Raw genomic sequence first — 18648 nt, forward strand, 5'->3', positions numbered from 1 at the left:
CGCTCGCGGATCCGGAGCTGTGGATAACTGTGCCGAGGGGCCTTCGTGTTGTCGGAGGGCCGTCACAAGCTTCGCGCATGGGCACAGTGATCCTGGGCAGGGAAGCGATCGCAGACGGTCTCGTCACGCCGGGCCGACTCCGATACGCATACCGCCGGCTGTACCCCAACGTGTATGTGCCACGCGAGCAACCACTGTCGCTGCGGGACAACGCCTACGGCGCGTGGCTGTGGTCGGGGCGGCGGGCGGTGATCACCGGCCGGGCCGCCGCATCGCTGCACGGGGCGCGATGGGTCAGCGACAAGGCTCCGGTCGAGCTGAACCACGACTGCAGGCGCCCGCCGAAGGGGATCGTCTGCCGCAACGAGCGCATTGGGGGAGACGAAACGACCCGGAGGGGTGAGCTCCCGATCGCCACAGTGCCGCGCACCGCGTTCGACCTGGGCAGGTATCTTCCGCTGAACAGTGCGGTCATGCATCTGGATGCTCTCGCCAATGCCACGGGACTCACACGTGAGCAGGTGTGGCCCCTCATAGGGGAGTACCGGGGAGCGCGCGGGATGAAGACCCTGCGTACCGCCCTCGATCTGATGGACGGCGGCGCGCAGTCGCCCCAGGAGACCTGGCTTCGGCTTCACCTGATGAAGTCCTTTCCCCGCCCTGCGACGCAGATCCCGCTGTTCAACAGCCGCGGCGTGGCGTTCGCCCATCTCGACCTCGGATGGGAAGACATGAAGATCGCGGTCGAGTACGACGGCGAACACCATCAGAGGAACAGGGAGCAGTATGTCTGGGACGAGCAGCGGCTGCGCCTAATCCGGGCACGGGGTTGGCTGCACATCAAGGTCATCAAGGAAGACGACCCGGCTGAAGTCACCGCACGGGTCAAACGGGCATGGTTACTCCGCGAGAGTGCACTGCGCGTCGCTGAACGTGCCTCGTGACTACCGTGGGCGCACGTTCGCGGCAGCGTTCGCGGCAGACGCGGCAGACGCGGCGGCGGCGGCGGCCAGCTGGGTGAGGCCGAAATCGCAGTCCTGCGGAAGCTCGTCGAGCGGCCACCAGCGTAGGTCCAGCGACTCGTCGCTGCGCACCGGCTGCGCACCCTCGGGCGCCCGGACCACGAACTGCACGTCCAGATGACGGGTCGGCACCCCCAGCGAGCAGGTCACCGGATGCACATGCAGCGCAGCGGGTTCCGGCGCGATCGTCAACCCGTCGATGCCCGACTCCTCGGTTGCCTCGCGCAGCGCCGCCGCGACGATGGTCTCGTCCTCGGGCTCACAGTGACCGCCGAGCTGCAACCAGCGCCCGATCCGCGGGTGCAGGGTCAGCAATGCGTGACGCCCACTGTGGTCGAGCACCAGCGCCGACGCGGTGAGATGGCCGGGCACGCACTCGCGCAGACACGCATCCGGGCGGGCGGCCAGGAACGCCAACAGCGCATGCCGCAGCGAATCCTGCGCGGGATCGGGCGGGTTCCACGCGGTGAGCACCTCGACCGCCGACTCGTGCAGACTCACCGGCGCACCAGCAGCGAGTCGGTGGGCACCGGTGGGCGTGGCGTCAGCGGTTCGACGGGGTGCCCGATCGCGATGGCTCCCAACGGCTGCCAGTCCTCGGGCACGTCCAACTCGGCGCGCACCAGATCCGGCGCGAAGATCGTCGAGCCGATCCAGCAACTGCCCACCGACCGCACGGCCAGCGCGACCAGCAAACCCTGAACCGCGGCACCGGCCGCGACCGTGAACATTGTGTGCTCGGCCGCGGTCCGCTGCGCATCCGGATACGAGTGTGCGCCGTCGGGAACCATGAACGGGATCACCAACTCCGGCGCGTCGTACAGAATCTGGCCGCGGCTGACCCGGCGCTCCACGGACTCGGGGTCGCGGCCGTCGCCGCTGAGGTCGGCCCGCCAACGGTCTTTCATCGCGTCCAGCAGCCGGATCCGCACCGTGTGGTCGCGCACCCACACGAAGCGCACCGGCCGCGTGTGATGCGGCGCCGGGGCGGTCAGCGCCTCACCGACGGCCGCCTCGATCAGTTCCTCGGCCACCGGTTCGGCGCTGAACGCGCGTACCGAGCGGCGCAGCAGTTGCGCCTGGGAACGCCCCAACGCCAGCGCCTCTTCGGTGCCCAGCCAGAACAGGTCCTCCTCACCGGCCCGTACCAGATTGCGTGCCGAGGAGCCGTCGTCGCGCAGTGTCAGCCCCCGCACGACGGCCACCGGTACCGCGGTCAGCTTGCCCTTGACCAGATCGGCGGCCGCGGCGATCTCGTCGGCGACGGCGATCTCGGTGACGATGAGCTCGTTGCCGTGCTGGTCGTGTTCGCCGGCGTAGGCGTGCAGCACCGTCAGCCCCGCCGCGCCGATCGCGACGTCGGTCTGGCCCGTGCGCCACGCCCGGCCCATGGTGTCGGTGACGACGACACCGACGCGCACCCCGAGCCGCTCCCGCAGCGCCGCGACCAACGCGGCCGCGCTGCCGTCGGGATCCACGGGCAGCAGCGCCAATTCGTTGGAGTCGACGTTCGAGCCGTCCACGCCGGCCGCGGCCTGCACCAGCCCGAGCGCGTTCTCGGTGATCAAGGTGCGGCCCTTGCGCGCCAGCACCCGCACCGCCTCGGCGTCGATCAGCTTGCGGCGCAGCGCATCCCGCTCGTCGGGGTCTGCCGGGGCGGGCACCATGCGGCCCTCGGTCTTGGACAGCACCTTGCTGGTGACCACGAGGACGTCGTCGTCACGCAGCCACGGCGCGGCGTCGGCGATGGCCGCGGCCAGATCGTCGCCCGGCCGGAACTCGGGGAGCCCGGCCACCGGCAGCAGTTCGACCCGCGCCGACGTGCCGTGGTCGTTCACGGGCTCACCCCGGCCAGTTCCATTCCGGCGCGGACCATCTCGGCTGTCGCTGCCGGATCGGTCATCAGCAGCGGCACCGAGCGCACCTGCACGCCGTCGATCGAGGCGTGGTCCCCGGAGTCCACCAGCCAGCCGTCGAGAATCCCCGTCGCCGACCGCGCCCCGAAGTGATTGCCTACGGCCTCGGAGGTGCTCGGTACCCCGATCACGCTGAGGCAGGTGTCGGCCATGCCGCGCAACGGCTTCCCCGCGACGATGGGGGAGTAGCCGATCACCGGCGCGCTGGTCGAGCGCAGCGCGCCGCGGATACCGCCGACGGCGAGGATGGCGCCGATGCTGACCACCGGGTTGGACGGCGCGATCAACACGATGTCGGCGTTCTCGATCGCGTCGGTGACACCGGGTGCCGCAGTGGCCTTGTCGGCGCCGACGAATGCGAAGCTCTCCGTGGGTATTTGAGCGCGGTAACGCACCCACCATTCCTGGAAATGGATCGCGCGCTTTTCGCCTGCCGATTCGCCGGGGCCGGGATCGGTGACCACAACATGGGTTTCGCAACGGTCATCGCTGGCGGGCAACAGTAGCGCACCGGGTGACCACCGCCGGCACAGGGCCCGGGTGACGTCGGAGAGCGGATAGCCCGCGCGCAGCATCTGACTGCGCACCAGATGGGTGGCCAGGTCGCGGTCGCCGAGGCCGAACCAGTCCGGCTGCACCCCGTAGGCGGCGAGTTCCTCCTTGGCGTTCCAGGTTTCGTTCTTGTGACCCCAACCACGGTCAGGGTCGATGCCGCCGCCCAGGGTGTACATGCATGTGTCCAGGTCAGGGCAGATTCGGACGCCGAACATCCAGGCGTCATCACCCACATTCACCACGGCTGTCACTTCGTGCTCATTGGTATCGTCTGTACCGAACTGCCCCAAGCCCAAAAGATGTTGGACACCGAGCAAGAACCGCGCACCACCTACACCACCGACCAGAACCGTGACCTTCACAGGAATCGAGACTAGGCCGTCAGAGTCGCCCAGGGCGCCTCGGGCGGGAAGTGACAGACACGCCACAACGCGACGCGCCGTAATCAAGTCACGGAATGGTATGAATTCCTGTTCTAGCGCTTGACCAGGACAGCTAACGCGTGTGTAATCACACCAGTGTCATTTCGCGGTTCTCCGGCCGGTTCCGGTGTCGCAGACCGAGATTCGATCACTTGTTCGAATTGGGTGGCCGCACGTTGGATTGTGGGGCTGGCATATACGGATCTACGAGACCTGGAGGAGGGGAACATGACATTTGAACAGGCCGATTTCGGCGACTCGATTCGGTTCGACAACAGGCTCCTCGGCTCGGTGGGAAGTGCGCCGCACATCCAGACCGGACCGACACCAAGCGGAGTCAACGGGCGTCCCCAGCTGAGTCTGGTGCCCGACCACGCCGACTACTTCAGCGAAGGCGCCGAGCTCGACGAGGATCAGTGGCAGGAGCGCGCGCTGTGCGCCCAGACCGATCCCGAGGCCTTCTTCCCGGAGAAGGGCGGCTCCACCCGCGAAGCCAAGCGCATCTGCCAGGGCTGTGAGGTCAAGGACGCGTGCCTGGAGTACGCACTGGCCAACGACGAGCGCTTCGGCATCTGGGGCGGACTGTCCGAGCGGGAGCGTCGGCGCCTCAAGCGCGGCATCATCTGAGCCGCGCCGGCGCGGCTCAGATGCCGGCTAGTCCTCGTCCAGGGTCGGGTCGATGACAGACGGTTCCACACCCAGATAGGTGGCGACCTGCGCCACCAGCAATTCATGCAGCAGCTCGGTCAGCTCGTCGGTGTCTTTAGCCCGACGCTCGATCGGCTTGCGGAACAACACAATTCGAGCGCGAGTGGAGTTACCTCGCACGTCCACCCCCGCGGGGATCAGCCGGGCCAGCGCGATCGGGCCGTCGGCCACCACCTCCGGGGGCCACTGCACACTTTCGGGATCCTTCGGCGCGATGCGCGGAATCTCGTCGACCGCCACATCGAGCGTCGACACCCGGTCATGCCAGCGCCGCTCGATCGGCTCATAGGCTTCCAGCACCGCCATGTCGAAACGTTCGGCGCGGGTGCGCCACCCCGGAACCGTCGGTGGCAACAGCGTCCCGCGCATCTCCCGCCGCGGACCGCGAACGTGGCGCCTCGTCACGGACAGATCGTAACGGTTGGGCTTCGGGCCGGTCCCGGCTGCGCGTGTCCGGCGCAACCGCAACGATCCCGCACGATAGCCTTCGGCTGTGAATGTTCCCCGTCGCTGCTGCCGGCCAGGGTGCCCGCACTATGCGGTCGCGACGCTCACCTTCGTCTACTCGGACTCGACCGCTGTCGTCGGCCCGCTGGCCACCGTGTCCGAGCCGCACTCGTGGGACCTGTGCGTCCTGCACGCCGGCCGGATCACCGCGCCCCGCGGCTGGGAGCTGGTCCGGCACGCCGGCCCGCTGCCCTCGCACCCCGACGACGACGATCTGGTGGCGTTGGCTGACGCGGTCCGAGAAGGCCGGGAGGCGGCCGCGCCCGCCGCCGGTTTCACCCCCGGCTTCAGCGACCCGGTCACCGGTGCGCACGGCGGCGCGTTGATGGCCCCGCCGGCCCGCCGCCCCGAGACCAACGGACGCCGCCGCGGACACCTGCGCGTGCTGCCCGACCCGACGGACTGACCGGCCCGCGCTCTTCCAGCTCCGACACCCGGTGGACGACCCGACCGGCAGATGAGTCGCCATGCGCACAGCCGGTGACGGCTAGGCTGACCATCACACAGTCTCTTCGTCCCAAGGAGCTTCATGTCTCGTCCCGCCGAGGCGGTACAACGCGTCATCAAGGCCTATGACGTGCGTGGACTCGTCGGCGAGGAGATCGACGAGAGTTTCGTGCGCGACGTCGGCGCCGCGTTCGCCCGCCTGGTCCGCGACGCGGCCGCGCCCGCCAGCCAGATCGTCGTCGGGTACGACATGCGGGCCAGTTCGCCGGGACTGGCCGACGCCTTCGCCGACGGCGTCACCGCCCAGGGCCTCGACGTCGTCCGCATCGGGCTGGCCTCCACCGACCAGCTCTACTTCGCCTCCGGCCTGCTGGACTGCCCCGGCGCGATGTTCACCGCCAGCCACAACCCGGCCGCCTACAACGGCATCAAACTGTGCCGGGCCGGGGCCAAGCCCGTCGGCAAGGACACCGGGCTGACCACCATCAGCGACGAGGTCATCGCCGGGGTGCCGGAGTTCGACGGCCCCCGCGGCACCGTCACCGACCGCGACGTGCTCGACGAGTACGGCGAGTTCCTGCGCTCGCTGGTCGACATCGCGGCGGCCCGGCCGCTGCACGTCGCCGTCGACGCCGGCAACGGGATGGCCGGCCACACCGCTCCCGCGGTGCTCGGCCCGATCGCGTCGATCAAACTCTCGCCGCTGTACTTCGAACTCGACGGCAACTTCCCCAACCACGAGGCCAACCCGCTCGACCCGGCCAACCTCGTCGACCTGCAGAACTTCGTGCGCGAGACCGGTGCCGACATCGGGCTGGCCTTCGACGGCGACGCCGACCGCTGCTTCGTCGTCGACGAGACCGGCCACGCCGTGTCGCCGTCGGCGGTGACCGCGCTGGTCGCCGCACGCGAACTGAAGCGCGAAATCGGCGCGACGATCATCCACAACCTGATCACCTCCCGTGCAGTGCCCGAGCTGGTGGCCGAACGCGGCGGCACGCCGGTGCGCTCGCGCGTCGGCCACTCCTACATCAAGGGTTTGATGGCCGAGACCGGCGCGATCTTCGGTGGCGAACACTCCGCGCACTACTACTTCCGGGACTTCTGGGGCGCCGACTCCGGCATGCTGGCCGCGCTGCACGTGCTCGCCGCGCTCGGCGAACAGGACCGCCCGCTGTCGGAGATGATGGCCGACTACCAGCGCTACGAAGCCTCCGGCGAGATCAACTACACCGTCACCGACGCGCCCGCGGTCGTCGACGCCGTGCTGCAGACCTTCGGCAATCGCGTCCACGCCCTCGACCACCTCGACGGGGTCACCGTCGACCTCGGCGACGGCCGCTGGTTCAACCTGCGGATGTCCAACACCGAGCCGCTGCTGCGACTCAACGTCGAGGCCCGTAGCGCCGAAGAGGTCGAAGAGTTGGTCGACGAGATCGCGGGCGTCGTGTCCGGCGCCGAGGATTCGACATGAGCCCGCTCTCGGCCGCCGGTGCCGACCTCGACGACACCGAAGCGCTGCTCGACGCGGACCGGATGGGTCTGCTGCGGGCGGCGTCGATGGCCGGCGCGCAGGTGCGGGCCACCGCCGCAGCGCTCGACGAAGGCGACCTCGACGCGGTCCGCTCGGACTCGCCGCCCCGCACACTCGTGTGGGTGGCCAATGCCGGCAACGCCGAGACCGCGGGAGCCATGCTCGCCGCGCAGCTCGGCGGCTCGATCGGCGCGCCACTGGTCCTGGCCTCCGAGGCACCGCCGTGGATCGGCGCCCTCGACGTGGTGGTCATTGCCGGGGACGACCCCGGCGACCCGGCCCTGACGTCGGCGGCCGCGACCGCCGTGCGCCGCGGCAGCCGGGTGATCGTCGCAGCGCCCTACGAGGGGCCGCTGCGCGACGCGACCGCTGGACGCGCGGTCACGCTGCCGCCCCGGCTTCCGATACCTGACGAGGTCAACTTCGCCCGGTACCTGGCCGCGGGGCTCGCTGCGGTGCAGGCGGTCATCCCCGGCTACTCGCTCGACCTCGGCGCGATGGCCGACGCGCTGGACGCCGAGGCATTCCGAAACAGCGCCTCGCGTGAGGTTTTCACCAATCCGGCCAAGGGCCTCACCCAGCGCATGCGCGACCGCGAAGTCGTGCTCGCCGGCGACTCCGCCGCCACGCTCGCGCTGGCCCGCCACGCCGTCGCGGTGATGCTGCGCGTCGGACATCAGAGCGTGGCCGCGGTGGAGTTGAACGATGCGCTGGGCGCCATCGGATCCGGCTGGGGCCGGACCGCCGGCAGGGCGGCGTCGATCTTCCACGACGAGGAGATCGACGGGCCGCTGCCCAACCGCACATGTACTCTCGTGCTGACCACAGACGCCGAGCGGCCAGCCATGTCCGCCCGGCTGAGGGGGTTCGACGACGTCCACGTCGTCAACGCCGACGACGTCCCCGACGTCGCGGCGACCGGGGGGATAGTGAGTCGGGCTCAGCAACGATGCCCGGATCCACACGTCCCGAACAACAATTGGCGCTGTTGGCGGTCCGTCTCGAGATGGCGGCGGTCTACCAGCGGCTGGTTCGAGGTTGAGACGAGTGCACCTGCTGAAAGGCGCGGTCCGGACCTACGCATGGGGTTCGCGAACCGCGATCGCCGAATTCGTCGGCGCTCCGAGTCCCACCCCGCACCCCGAGGCCGAACTCTGGTTCGGGGCGCACCCGGGGGACCCGGCGTATCTCCTGACCGACGACGGAGAACGGTCCCTGCTCGACGCGCTGCGCACCGACCCGGAAGGTGAGCTCGGCGCCGCGGTCCGCGCGCGCTTCGGCGACACCCTGCCGTTTCTGGTCAAGGTGCTCGCCGCCGACGAGCCGTTGTCGCTGCAGGCGCACCCCAGCATGGAGCAGGCCGTCGAGGGATTCAGCCGCGAGGACCGGATGGGCATCCCGGTCTCGGCGCCCAACCGCAACTACCGCGACCGCAGCCACAAACCCGAGATCATCGTCGCGCTGAGCCAGTTCGAGGCGCTGGCCGGATTCCGCAGTGCCGCCCGGTCGGTCGAGTTGATGCAGGCGCTCGGCGTGCCCGAGTTGGACCCGTTCATCAACCTGCTGCACGGGCAGCGCGACGAGGACGGTCTGCGCGCGCTGTTCACCACCTGGATCACCTTCCCCCAGCCCGACCTCGACGCGCTGGTACCCGCGGTGATCGACGGCGCCATCAACTACGTCCGGTCTGGGGAAAAGGAATTCGCCCGCGAAGCCAAGACGGTGCTGGAACTCGGCGAGCGTTATCCCGGTGATGCGGGCGTGCTGGCCTCCATGCTGCTGAACCGGCTGTCGCTGGCGCCGGGGGAGGCCCTGTACCTGCCGGCCGGCAACCTGCACGCCTACCTGCACGGCATCGGGGTAGAGGTGATGGCCAACTCCGACAACGTCCTTCGCGGCGGGCTGACCCCCAAGCACGTCGACGTGCCCGAGCTGCTGCGGGTGCTGGACTTCACCCCGGCCGAGGACATCCTGGTCACCCCCGAAAGTCACCGCGACGGGGCGGAGATCATCTACCCGACGCCCGCGCCGGAGTTCTCGGTGTCGGTGCTCGGTATCGACAGCGACCAGGTGGGCCACGAGATCGACACCCCTGCCCGCCGCGAAGGCCCGCAGATCCTGCTGTGCACCGAGGGGGCGGCGACGGTGCACGCCAAGGCGAACACGGTGGTGCTGGAAAAAGGTGCCGCAGCGTGGGTTTCGGCAGACGACGACCCGATCAGGCTGGTCGCGCACGAGCCGTTCCGGATGTTCCGGGTGACCGTAGGGATCTAGTCCACAACGTCAAGTTGTGCCGGACCGCGCGGCCGACCAACCGTGGTGACGGCACCATGTAGAGGCTGTCGAGCAGACTGAACCGGCGCAGGAACCACTCCGCCAGAACGGGATCGGTCTCCGCCGCGCCGAGGAACTGGTCGAACAACCCGCCGACGGGCCGGTACCACCACGGCATCTCGCCGTGCGCGCCGTGCAACGTCAGATCGCCGATCGCGTTCATCGTCCACACCGGATAGGTGGTCTTGGCGGTGGCCCGGAAGAACTCCGTCCGTGGGTCGGGCGATTGCAGCGCCCGGCGCAGATGGCCGGCCTGCAGCGACGTCATCGTCATCCCCTGACCGAACGTCGGGTTGAAGCTGGCCACCGCGTCGCCGAACGGCAGAATGCCCTCCGGGAACCGCTCCAGTTTGTCGTAACGCCGCCACCGGCTCGTCGGATACTTGTGCAGCGCAACCTCACCCAGCGGCATGCCACAGCGCACCGCGGCGCTGAGATGGCCGGGCAGCACCTCGTCGGCCAGCGCGCACATGCCGTCGAAATCCGCCGGCGGGGCGACCTTGCCGACCCCGAACGTCGTCAGCCCCCAGGTGCCGTCCTCGTAATACAGCATGCCCAGCCCGCGTGGCTGGGCGCGGGACGCCCCCGCCACCACCACCTTCTCGGCGATCAGCCCGTCGGGAATGCGCAGCTGATGTGTGGCGTAACCGATCCCTACCTCGACGGTCTGCTCGTCGGGGCGCTGAAAACCCCACTGCGCCAACCACGCCGGCAGTCGGGTGCCGCGACCGGTGGCATCGATCACCAGATCGGCGGGCACCGTCGCGCCGTCGGAGGTCCGCACCCCGGTGACCCGACCGTCCTGCAGCACCGGCTCGTCGACCCCGACGTCGAACAGCGTCACGTTGGGCAACTGCGCAGTGCGGCGCCGGATCTGCCACTCCAGATGCGTGCGGCTCGGCACGTAGGCGGTGAACTCGTCCTGCAGCCGGTGATGCGTGCCCAGCACATGGCCGGCCGCGCCGAAATGAATGCAATCAGGCCGGTTCTCCAGAATCGGCACACCCGCGGCCACCATGTCGGCGAGCAGCCCGGGGTACAGCGATTCGAACTCCTGCGCGCCGCGCGCCATCAACAGATGCACATGCTTGCTCTGCGGCACCGCGGGCCGGTGCGCCGGAACATCGGGCAGCTGATCGCGGTCGAACACCGTGACACGGTCACAGACCTCGGAGAGCACCCGCGCCGCACACAGCCCGCCGAGGCTCGCCCCGATGACGATCGCGTGTTTGGCGGTCCGAGTCATTGGAGTCAACGGTAATGGGTAGATTCCGCTGAGGCGATGACGAAAAGAGGACGGTCGATGGCGCAGGAGCCGGGTTCGCAGACGGTCAACCGACGGCGGACCAAGTCGGTGGAGCAGTCGATCGCCGACACCGACGATCCCGACACCCGGCTCCGCAAAGATCTGAACTGGTGGGACCTGACCGTCTTCGGGGTCTCGGTGGTGATCGGCGCCGGCATCTTCACCATCACCGCGTCCACCGCCGCCAACCTCACCGGCCCGGCGATCTCGGTGTCCTTCATCTTCGCCGCGATCGCCTGCGCGCTGGCCGCGCTGTGCTACGCGGAGTTCGCCTCCACCGTGCCGGTTGCGGGTAGCGCGTACACGTTCGCGTACGCGACGTTCGGGGAGTTCGTCGCCTGGATCATCGGCTGGGACCTGATTCTCGAGTTCGCGGTCGCGGCGGCCGTCGTGGCCAAAGGCTGGTCCAGCTACCTCGGCACCGTCTTCAACTTCGCCGGCGGCACCACGGAAGTGGCGGGCTTCGAACTGGATTGGGGCGCGCTGGTGATCATCGCGCTGGTCACCGTGATCCTGGCGCTGGGCACCAAGTTGTCGGCCGGCATCAGCCTGGCCATCACCGCGGTGAAGGTGTCGGTGGTGCTGCTGGTGGTCATCGTCGGCGCGTTCTACATCAAGACGGAGAACTTCACGCCGTTCGTGCCGTCACCGGAAACCGGCCGGGGCGGGACGGGCACCGAGCAATCGCTGTTCTCGCTGCTGACCGGCGCCGAGGGCAGCCACTACGGCTGGTACGGCGTGCTGGCCGGCGCGTCGATCGTGTTCTTCGCGTTCATCGGGTTCGACATCGTCGCGACCACCGCCGAAGAGACCAAGAACCCGCAGCGCGACGTCCCCCGCGGCATCCTCACCTCGCTCGGCATCGTCACCGTGCTCTACGTCGCCGTCGCGGTCGTGCTCACCGGCATGGTCAGCTACACCGAACTGCGCGAAGCCGAAACCCAGAACCTGGCCACCGCGTTCTCGCTGAACGGCGTGGACTGGGCCGCCAAGGTGATCTCGATCGGCGCGCTCGCCGGCTTGACCACCGTGGTGATCGTGCTGGTGCTCGGGCAGACGCGGGTGCTGTTCGCGATGTCGCGCGACGGGCTGCTGCCGCGGCAACTGGCCAAGACCGGTCAGCGCGGCACGCCGGTGCGGATCACGCTGATCGTCGGCTTCGTCGTCGCCGTGACCGCGACGGTCTTCCCGATCGGCAAGCTCGAAGAGATGGTGAACATCGGCACGCTGTTCGCGTTCGTGCTGGTGTCGGCCGGGGTGATCGTGCTGCGGCGGTCGCGGCCGGACCTCAAGCGCGGCTTCCGCACGCCGCTGGTGCCGCTGCTGCCGATCGTGTCGATCATCGCGTGCGTGTGGCTGATGCTGAACCTGACCGGGCTCACCTGGATCCGCTTCCTGGTCTGGATGGGCATCGGCGTGATCGTGTACTTCGCCTACGGCCGCCGCCACTCGATGGTGGCGAATCGGGCGCGCTGAAGCACCCTCGCTGTCGCATAGCGCGCCGGATTCACCGGTGAGGGAACCGGATCGTCGGCTGTCGCGTCCGAATGGACATGCTCAGCGATTACCTGCGGCGCCACGACGGCGTGATCACCTACGGCCAGGCGCGTGCGGCCGGGCTCAGTAGACGAACAGTCCAACGACGCGTGCAGTCCGGCCTGTGGCGGCGGTGCGGCCGCGGGGTGTACTTCGTCGACGACCGGCCCTTCTCCGACGCGGCCCGCATCCGCGCCGCGGTCTGGAGCCACGGGGAGCGTGCCGCCGCGAGTGGATTGACCGCGGCCTGGTGGCACGGCCTGAGCCATTTCGCCCCGGCCGTCGCCGAAGTCACGGTGCCGCGGGACAGTCACGGGCGCCGCCATGACGGCACGCGGGTCCGGCGACGAGACCTGGATCCGGCCGATGTCGTCGAACTCAACGGCCTGCAGGTGACGTCGCTGCCCCTGACCGTGGTGGAGGCGTCGGCGCAACGCGGTGGCGGCGCCAAGCTGATGGACAACGCGCTGCAACGGCACGTCGACCTCACGAGCCTGTGGCGAACCCACCTGCGCAACAAGGGACGCACCGGCGCCCCACGGTCACGGCTGCTGCTGCAGGCGGCCGAGGGCGGGGCCCGCTCGCCGGCGGAGAGACTGCTGCACTCGTTGCTACGCGGCGCGGGCCTCGAGGGGTGGATCCCGAATTACCGGGTCGGCGGCTACCGCGTCGACGTCGGCGTCCCCGTGCACAAGGTCGCCATCGAGGTGGACGGGTTCGCCTTCCACAGCGGGGCCGACGAGTTCCAGATCGACCGTGAGCGCCAGAACGACCTCGTGCTGGCCAGGTGGCAGGTGCTGCGATTCACCTGGCTGGACCTCACCGAATACCCGGAGCGCGTCGTCGCGTCGATCCGCCGGGCGATTTCGGCGCGCTGAAGCACCCTCAGGGTCGTGTGGTGTCTCGGGACATCGTTGACACTTATGTCGCGGGACATCGCTGACAGTTATGGTGCCGGTCGGGGTTCACGGGTGCGATAGGTACGGGTGGATTTGTCGCCGCGCTGGTAGCTGCGCGTGGGGTCGGCGGTGAAGGATCGGACCAGCTTCGTGCCGCTGAGGATGGTGATGTGTGTGCCGTCGCGGATGACGTCGCAATCATGGCCGGCCCAGCGCACACCGACGTTGACCTTGTAGGGCGCAACGAACACGTATCCCGATGTCTGGCCGACGGTGTGGCGGCTGACCACCACCGGTGCCGGCACCGGGCGCTCGGCGGGGCGGGCCTTGGCGGTGGCGCCGAACACCTCGGCCGGAGTGGCCCCGCGCAATGCGCGGTGGGGCCGCTGGTGGTTGTAGAAGCTGCGGAACCGCTCGAGTTGGGCGTTGAGTTCATTGGCGGTGGCGGCAGGGTCGCGGGCGGCCAGCCAGTTCTTCAGCGTCTGCCAGAACCGCTCGATCTTGCCGCAGGTCTGCGGATGAAACGGTGCCGAATTGATGGTCCGCACGCCCAGGGCGCGCAGGTTGATCTCGAACGCCGATTCATGCGCGTGGAATCTCCCGGTGTAAACGATCCCGTTGTCCGACAATGACATCGACGGGATCCCGCATTCGTCGATACCCGCCAGGATCACCTCCCAGACGAGCGCGGCGTCGGCGTCACCTGCACACGCACGTAACCCCACCACGTAGCGGGAGTGGTCATCAATGCTGCCCGCGATGCCCGCCAGGGTGCCGTCGGCCAGCGCCCACCCGGTCCAGTCGGATTGCCAACACTCGTTGGGCCGATCGAAGACAAACCGCCTGGTGGCCGACTTCGGACGTTTCCGCGGCTGCGCGATGATCGCCCCGCGCCGGGTCAGGATCTGCCACACCGTCGACACCGACGGCACCACGACACCCTCGCGCTGCAATGACCACACGATCGACTGTGCGCCGTGATCAAGACCGTCCTCGATCAACTGCTTGCGCCGCGACACGATCAGGTCTTCTACCTCGACCGGAGTCTGCCCCGGACAACTCAGCGGACGCCGTGACAGCTCCTGCAGCCCCTCGATACCGCCCTCACGGAACCGCCGACGATACTTGTAGAACGTCTCCCGACTGATCTGGTTGTCGCGGCAGAACTGGGCCACGTTCTCGATCTGCCCGGCCAACGCCGCAGCCATGCGAATGTCCATCGCCGTCACCTTCTGGGCCATGAACCATCCTGGTCGTGGCCCCTAATCAGGTGTCAGCGATGTCCCGCGACATACACGTGTCAGCGATGTCCCCGAACAGAACAGCACCCTCAGGGTCGCATTGCGCGCCCGATTCGCAATGACTGGTTTACAAAGAGCGGGGTTGTGTCTAGACAACGGACAAATTGCCTTCTATAGTCAACCGCAGTTAGGTGACCGCACTCACAGCAAGGAGGCATCGGGTGACCGCACCAGAGATTTCCGGGGTATTCGAAGCAGACGCCGACCAGTGGCGCGACAAGAAGCGCTACCTGTGGCTGATGGGCTTGATCGCCCCGACAGCGTTGTTCGTGATGCTGCCGCTGATCTGGGCCCTGAACCAGGCGGGCTGGCACGCCGCGGCGCAGGTGCCGCTGTGGATCGGCCCGATCCTGCTCTACATCGTGCTGCCCACGCTGGACCGGCTGTTCGGCCCCGACGGCCAGAACCCGCCCGACGAGGTGATGGAGCGCCTGGAGAACGACAAGTACTACCGCTACTGCACCTACGTCTACATCCCGTTCCAATACGCCAGCGTGATCCTGGGCGCCTACCTGTTCACCGCGTCGGACCTGGGTTGGCTGGGCTTCGACGGCGGGCTGAGCTGGGCGGCCAAGATCGGCCTGGCGCTGTCGGTCGGCATGCTCGGCGGGGTCGGCATCAACACCGCCCACGAGATGGGACACAAGAAGGACTCGCTGGAGCGGTGGCTGGCCAAGATCACCCTGGCCCAGACGTGCTACGGCCACTTCTACATCGAGCACAACCGCGGCCACCACGTCCGCGTCGCCACCCCGGAAGACCCGGCATCGGCCCGGTTCGGTGAGACGTTCTGGGAGTTCTTGCCGCGCAGCGTGTTCGGCAGCCTGAAGTCGGCCTGGGAGTTGGAGGCCAAGCGTCTGGAGCGGGCCGGCAAGAGCAAGTGGCACTGGTCCAACGACGTGCTCAACGCGTGGGCGATGTCGGCGGTGTTCTACGGCGTGCTGATCGCGGTGTTCGGCTGGGCGCTGCTCCCGTACATCGTCATCTCGGCGGTGTTCGGCTTCACCCTGCTGGAGACCGTGAACTACCTGGAGCACTACGGCCTGCTGCGGCAGAAGACCGCGAGCGGCCGCTACGAGCGCTGCGCGCCCGCCCACAGCTGGAACTCCGACCACATCGTCACCAACCTGTTCCTGTACCACCTGCAGCGCCACAGCGACCATCACGCCAACCCGACCCGGCGCTACCAGACGCTGCGCAGCATGGCTGACGCCCCGAACCTGCCCAGCGGTTACGCGTCGATGATCGGGCTGACCTACTTCCCGCCGTTGTGGCGCAAGGTGATGGACCACCGCGTGCTCGCGCACTACGACGGCGACCTCAGCCGGGTGAACATCCACCCGCGGATGCGCGACAAGGTGCTGGCCCGCTACGGCGCGGGCGAGGAGCAGGCGTGAGCACCTACCGTTGCCCCGGCTGCGACTACGTCTACGACGAAGCCAAAGGTGAACCCCGCGAAGGGTTTCCGGCAGGCACCCGCTGGGCTGACGTGCCCGACGACTGGTGCTGCCCGGACTGCGCGGTCCGGGAGAAGGTCGACTTCGAACCGGTGTGAACGACAGCGAGAGTGCACTCAGAGCGTGGAAAAGCGCGAGCGGGCGCTCTGAGTGCACTCTCGGGTAACAGAGCGATAAAAGGAAGGCAGAGCGATGGACTACAAGCTGTTCGTGTGCGTGCAGTGCGGATTCGAGTACGACGAGGCCAAAGGCTGGCCCGAGGACGGCATCGCGCCCGGCACCCGCTGGGACGACATCCCCGACGACTGGAGCTGCCCGGACTGCGGCGCGGCCAAGTCGGACTTCGACATGGTCGAGGTCGCCCGGCCGTGAACGCACGCGGCGGCGGGTCGTGACCGCGGCGGCGGGCCTCGCCGCCGCGGGAAGCGTTATTGTCGCGCGTGTGAGCAGCCCCAGCGACAAGCGCATCTCCTATGCCGAGGCGTCGCGGGTGCTGTTGCGCGACTCGATCCTCGACGGCATGCGCGAGATGCTGTTCGACCGCGACTGGTCCAACATCACGCTCTCCGACGTCGCCAAGGCCGCGGGCATCAGCCGCCAGACCATCTACAACGAGTTCGGCTCGCGGCAGGGACTGGCCCAGGCCTACGCGATGCGACTGGCCGACCGGCTCGTCGACCAGATCCACACCGCCATCGACGACAACGTCGGCGACGTGTACGCGGCGTTCCTGCAAGGATTCCGCGATTTCTTCGCCGAGTCGGCCGCCGACCCGCTGGTGGTCTCGCTGCTTACCGGAACCTCCAAGCCCGATCTGCTGCAGCTGATCACCACCGACAGCGCGCCGATCATCAACCACTGCTCCGCCCGGCTCGCCGAGACGTTCATGACCGGCTGGGTGCACAGCAGCGCCGAGGACGCCGGCGTGCTGGCCCGGGCCATCGTCCGGCTCGCGATGAGCTACATCTCGATGCCGCCCGAGGCGGACCACGACGTGGCCCGCGACCTGGCCCGCCTGATGACGCCGTTCGCCGAGCGGTACGGCGTCATCGACCCAGGTGACGGACGGCCGTGACCTGGTCTGCGGCCCGAGGCGCTACGGTGTCATAGACGCCCCTGGCCGGCAGAGCGCTGAAGCGCCTGTCCCGCGAGCCCGCAGGCCGGGGTTGTTCGCATGGGTTCCGCCACAGCGCGCGCACCCGTGCGCTCACAGGCAATTGACGAAACACAAAAGGGGCTCTACATGACTGCTCTGACCGCCGACGTCCGCAACGGGATCGACTTCAAGGTCGCCGACCTGTCGCTGGCCGAATTCGGGCGCAAAGAGATCCGCCTCGCCGAGCACGAGATGCCCGGCCTGATGGCGCTGCGCCAGGAATACGCCGAAGTCCAACCGCTCAAGGGCGCGCGGATCTCCGGCTCGCTGCACATGACCGTGCAGACCGCGGTGCTGATCGAAACGCTGACCGCCCTCGGTGCCGAGGTGCGCTGGGCCAGCTGCAACATCTTCTCCACCCAGGACCACGCCGCCGCGGCCATCGTCGTCGGCCCGCACGGCACCCCCGAGGAGCCCAAGGGCATCCCGGTCTTCGCGTGGAAGGGCGAGTCGCTTGAGGAGTACTGGTGGGCCGCCGAGCAGATGCTCACCTGGGAGGGCGAGCCGGCGAACATGATCCTCGACGACGGCGGCGACGCCACCATGCTGGTGCTGCGCGGCGCACAGTTCGAGAAGGCCGGCGTGGTTCCGCCCGCCGACGAGAACGACTCGGCCGAGTACAAGGTCTTCCTGAACCTGCTGCGCGAACGGTTCGAGACCGACAAGTCCAAGTGGACCAAGATCGCCGAGTCGGTCAAGGGCGTCACCGAGGAGACCACCACCGGCGTGCTGCGCCTGTACCAGTTCGCCGCCGCCGGTGAGCTGGCGTTCCCGGCGATCAACGTCAACGACTCGGTCACCAAGAGCAAGTTCGACAACAAGTACGGCACCCGCCACTCGCTGATCGACGGCATCAACCGCGGCACCGACGCCCTCATCGGTGGCAAGAAGGTGCTGATCTGCGGCTACGGCGACGTCGGCAAGGGCTGCGCGGAGTCGCTGGTCGGCCAGGGCGCGCGTGTGCAGGTCACCGAGATCGACCCGATCAACGCGCTGCAGGCGCTGATGGACGGCTACGACGTCGTCACCGTCGAGGAGGCGATCGGTAACGCCGACATCGTCATCACCTCGACCGGCAACAAGGACATCATCACCCTCGAGCACATGAAGGCGATGAAGGATCACGCCATCCTGGGCAACATCGGCCACTTCGACAACGAGATCGACATCGCCGCTCTGGAGCGCTCCGGTGCCACCCGGATCAACATCAAGCCGCAGGTCGACGAGTGGACCTTCGGGGACACCGGCAAGTCGATCATCTTGCTGTCCGAGGGCCGTCTGCTCAACCTCGGCAACGCGACCGGACACCCGTCCTTCGTGATGAGCAACAGCTTCTCCAACCAGGTGATCGCGCAGATCGAACTGTGGACCAAGAACGACGAGTACGACAACGAGGTCTACCGGCTGGCCAAGCAGCTCGACGAGAAGGTCGCGCGCATCCACGTCGAGGCGCTCGGCGGCACGCTGACCAAGCTCACCAAGGAGCAGGCGGAGTACATCGGCGTCGACGTCGAGGGCCCGTACAAGCCGGAGCACTACCGCTACTGA

Annotated in this window: 18 protein-coding genes and 1 pseudogene; 13 read left to right on the forward strand and 6 right to left on the reverse strand. The window is 68.3% G+C overall.

All coding sequences use genetic code 11. The features are described 5' to 3' along the window. The first annotated feature begins 77 nt into the window (after positions 1–77). Complete coding sequence (locus tag C6A87_RS07275) at positions 78–944, forward strand: hypothetical protein (protein ID WP_311116630.1); 867 nt, start codon at positions 78–80, stop codon at positions 942–944. Here the strand turns inward: C6A87_RS07275 and C6A87_RS07280 are convergent, their stop codons facing one another. Genes C6A87_RS07280 through cofD form a run of 3 tightly spaced genes read right to left on the reverse strand, consistent with a single transcriptional unit; the run spans position 945 to position 3855 of the window. Next, positions 945–1523, reverse strand: coding sequence for an NUDIX hydrolase (locus C6A87_RS07280; protein WP_311116631.1), 579 nt, complete (start codon positions 1521–1523; stop codon positions 945–947). Further along, positions 1520–2860 carry a coenzyme F420-0:L-glutamate ligase gene (locus tag C6A87_RS07285; protein ID WP_311116632.1) on the reverse strand — a complete coding sequence of 447 codons (1341 nt, stop codon included), beginning with the start codon at positions 2858–2860 and terminating at the stop codon, positions 1520–1522. Before C6A87_RS07285 ends, C6A87_RS07280 begins: the two co-directional genes overlap by 4 nt. Next, positions 2857–3855 carry a 2-phospho-L-lactate transferase gene (gene cofD, locus C6A87_RS07290; protein WP_311116633.1) on the reverse strand — a complete coding sequence of 333 codons (999 nt, stop codon included), beginning with the start codon at positions 3853–3855 and terminating at the stop codon, positions 2857–2859. Before cofD ends, C6A87_RS07285 begins: the two co-directional genes overlap by 4 nt. A gap of 420 nt (positions 3856–4275) precedes the next feature. Between cofD and C6A87_RS07295 the strand changes: the two genes are divergently transcribed. Further along, a complete protein-coding gene (locus tag C6A87_RS07295) occupies positions 4276–4542 on the forward strand; it encodes a WhiB family transcriptional regulator (protein ID WP_311117841.1) in 267 nt (88 codons plus the stop codon). Positions 4543–4569: 27 nt separating this feature from the next. Here C6A87_RS07295 and C6A87_RS07300 read toward each other — a convergent pair whose 3' ends face one another. After that, entirely contained in the window at positions 4570–4992 is a 423-nt protein-coding gene (locus tag C6A87_RS07300) for a metallopeptidase family protein (protein WP_311117842.1), read from the reverse strand. A 124-nt stretch (positions 4993–5116) separates the two neighbouring features. Between C6A87_RS07300 and C6A87_RS07305 the strand changes: the two genes are divergently transcribed. From C6A87_RS07305 to manA, 4 genes and pseudogenes are all read left to right on the forward strand, one after another. Further along, positions 5117–5536, forward strand: a complete 420-nt coding sequence (locus C6A87_RS07305; RefSeq protein WP_311116634.1) for a DUF3499 domain-containing protein — start codon at positions 5117–5119, stop codon at positions 5534–5536. 123 nt (positions 5537–5659) lie between these two features. Then, positions 5660–7051, forward strand: a complete 1392-nt coding sequence (locus C6A87_RS07310) for a phosphomannomutase/phosphoglucomutase (RefSeq protein ID WP_311116635.1) — start codon at positions 5660–5662, stop codon at positions 7049–7051. Next, positions 7048–8153, forward strand: a pseudogene (locus tag C6A87_RS07315) (TobH protein). Before C6A87_RS07310 ends, C6A87_RS07315 begins: the two are co-directional and overlap by 4 nt. 5 nt (positions 8154–8158) lie before the next feature. Further along, a complete protein-coding gene (gene manA / locus C6A87_RS07320; RefSeq protein ID WP_311116636.1) occupies positions 8159–9385 on the forward strand; it encodes a mannose-6-phosphate isomerase, class I in 1227 nt (408 codons plus the stop codon). Here manA and C6A87_RS07325 read toward each other — a convergent pair. Continuing rightward, entirely contained in the window at positions 9330–10691 is a 1362-nt protein-coding gene (locus C6A87_RS07325; RefSeq protein WP_311116637.1) for an oxidoreductase, read from the reverse strand. The genes manA and C6A87_RS07325 overlap by 56 nt on opposite strands. Before the next feature lie 57 nt (positions 10692–10748). On the opposite strand from C6A87_RS07325, the gene C6A87_RS07330 reads away from it, so the two are divergent. Together C6A87_RS07330 and C6A87_RS07335 are read left to right on the forward strand one after the other, a co-directional pair. Further along, on the forward strand, positions 10749–12227 hold the full coding sequence (locus C6A87_RS07330; protein WP_311116638.1) for an amino acid permease: 1479 nt from the start codon (positions 10749–10751) through the stop codon (positions 12225–12227). A 77-nt stretch (positions 12228–12304) separates the two neighbouring features. Beyond that, positions 12305–13165: a type IV toxin-antitoxin system AbiEi family antitoxin domain-containing protein gene (locus C6A87_RS07335; protein ID WP_311117843.1), complete on the forward strand. Its 861-nt coding sequence runs from the start codon at positions 12305–12307 to the stop codon at positions 13163–13165. Between the two features lie 68 nt (positions 13166–13233). On the opposite strand, the gene C6A87_RS07340 is transcribed toward C6A87_RS07335, so the two are convergent. Beyond that, a complete protein-coding gene (locus C6A87_RS07340; RefSeq protein ID WP_311116639.1) occupies positions 13234–14427 on the reverse strand; it encodes an IS481 family transposase in 1194 nt (397 codons plus the stop codon). A gap of 299 nt (positions 14428–14726) precedes the next feature. On the opposite strand from C6A87_RS07340, the gene C6A87_RS07345 reads away from it, so the two are divergent. From C6A87_RS07345 to ahcY, 5 genes are all read left to right on the forward strand, one after another. Then, complete coding sequence (locus C6A87_RS07345) at positions 14727–15884, forward strand: alkane 1-monooxygenase (RefSeq protein ID WP_311117844.1); 1158 nt, start codon at positions 14727–14729, stop codon at positions 15882–15884. Beyond that, complete coding sequence (locus C6A87_RS07350; RefSeq protein WP_311116640.1) at positions 15881–16042, forward strand: rubredoxin; 162 nt, start codon at positions 15881–15883, stop codon at positions 16040–16042. The genes C6A87_RS07345 and C6A87_RS07350 overlap by 4 nt, the downstream gene beginning before the upstream one ends. 94 nt (positions 16043–16136) lie before the next feature. Further along, positions 16137–16316, forward strand: a complete 180-nt coding sequence (locus tag C6A87_RS07355; RefSeq protein WP_003929438.1) for a rubredoxin — start codon at positions 16137–16139, stop codon at positions 16314–16316. A 58-nt stretch (positions 16317–16374) separates the two neighbouring features. After that, positions 16375–17019, forward strand: coding sequence for a TetR family transcriptional regulator (locus C6A87_RS07360; protein WP_311117845.1), 645 nt, complete (start codon positions 16375–16377; stop codon positions 17017–17019). A 168-nt stretch (positions 17020–17187) separates the two neighbouring features. Continuing rightward, positions 17188–18648 carry an adenosylhomocysteinase gene (ahcY, locus tag C6A87_RS07365; RefSeq protein ID WP_311116641.1) on the forward strand — a complete coding sequence of 487 codons (1461 nt, stop codon included), beginning with the start codon at positions 17188–17190 and terminating at the stop codon, positions 18646–18648.

It is taken from the genome of Mycobacterium sp. ITM-2016-00317, from assembly GCF_002968295.1.
GTDB lineage: Bacteria > Actinomycetota > Actinomycetes > Mycobacteriales > Mycobacteriaceae > Mycobacterium.

What these genes read in the sequence shown, in the direction of transcription:
- C6A87_RS07275 (WP_311116630.1), top strand. Translation starts at nt 78, where the DNA reads ATGGGCACAGTGATCCTGGGCAGGGAAGCGATCGCAGACGGTCTCGTC.
- C6A87_RS07300 (WP_311117842.1), bottom strand. Translation starts at nt 4,992, where the DNA reads ATGCGCGGGACGCTGTTGCCACCGACGGTTCCGGGGTGGCGCACCCGC.
- C6A87_RS07310 (WP_311116635.1), top strand. Translation starts at nt 5,660, where the DNA reads ATGTCTCGTCCCGCCGAGGCGGTACAACGCGTCATCAAGGCCTATGAC.
- C6A87_RS07325 (WP_311116637.1), bottom strand. Translation starts at nt 10,691, where the DNA reads ATGACTCGGACCGCCAAACACGCGATCGTCATCGGGGCGAGCCTCGGC.
- C6A87_RS07330 (WP_311116638.1), top strand. Translation starts at nt 10,749, where the DNA reads ATGGCGCAGGAGCCGGGTTCGCAGACGGTCAACCGACGGCGGACCAAG.
- C6A87_RS07335 (WP_311117843.1), top strand. Translation starts at nt 12,305, where the DNA reads ATGCTCAGCGATTACCTGCGGCGCCACGACGGCGTGATCACCTACGGC.
- C6A87_RS07340 (WP_311116639.1), bottom strand. Translation starts at nt 14,427, where the DNA reads ATGGCCCAGAAGGTGACGGCGATGGACATTCGCATGGCTGCGGCGTTG.
- C6A87_RS07345 (WP_311117844.1), top strand. Translation starts at nt 14,727, where the DNA reads ATGGGCTTGATCGCCCCGACAGCGTTGTTCGTGATGCTGCCGCTGATC.
- C6A87_RS07355 (WP_003929438.1), top strand. Translation starts at nt 16,137, where the DNA reads ATGGACTACAAGCTGTTCGTGTGCGTGCAGTGCGGATTCGAGTACGAC.
- ahcY (WP_311116641.1), top strand. Translation starts at nt 17,188, where the DNA reads ATGACTGCTCTGACCGCCGACGTCCGCAACGGGATCGACTTCAAGGTC.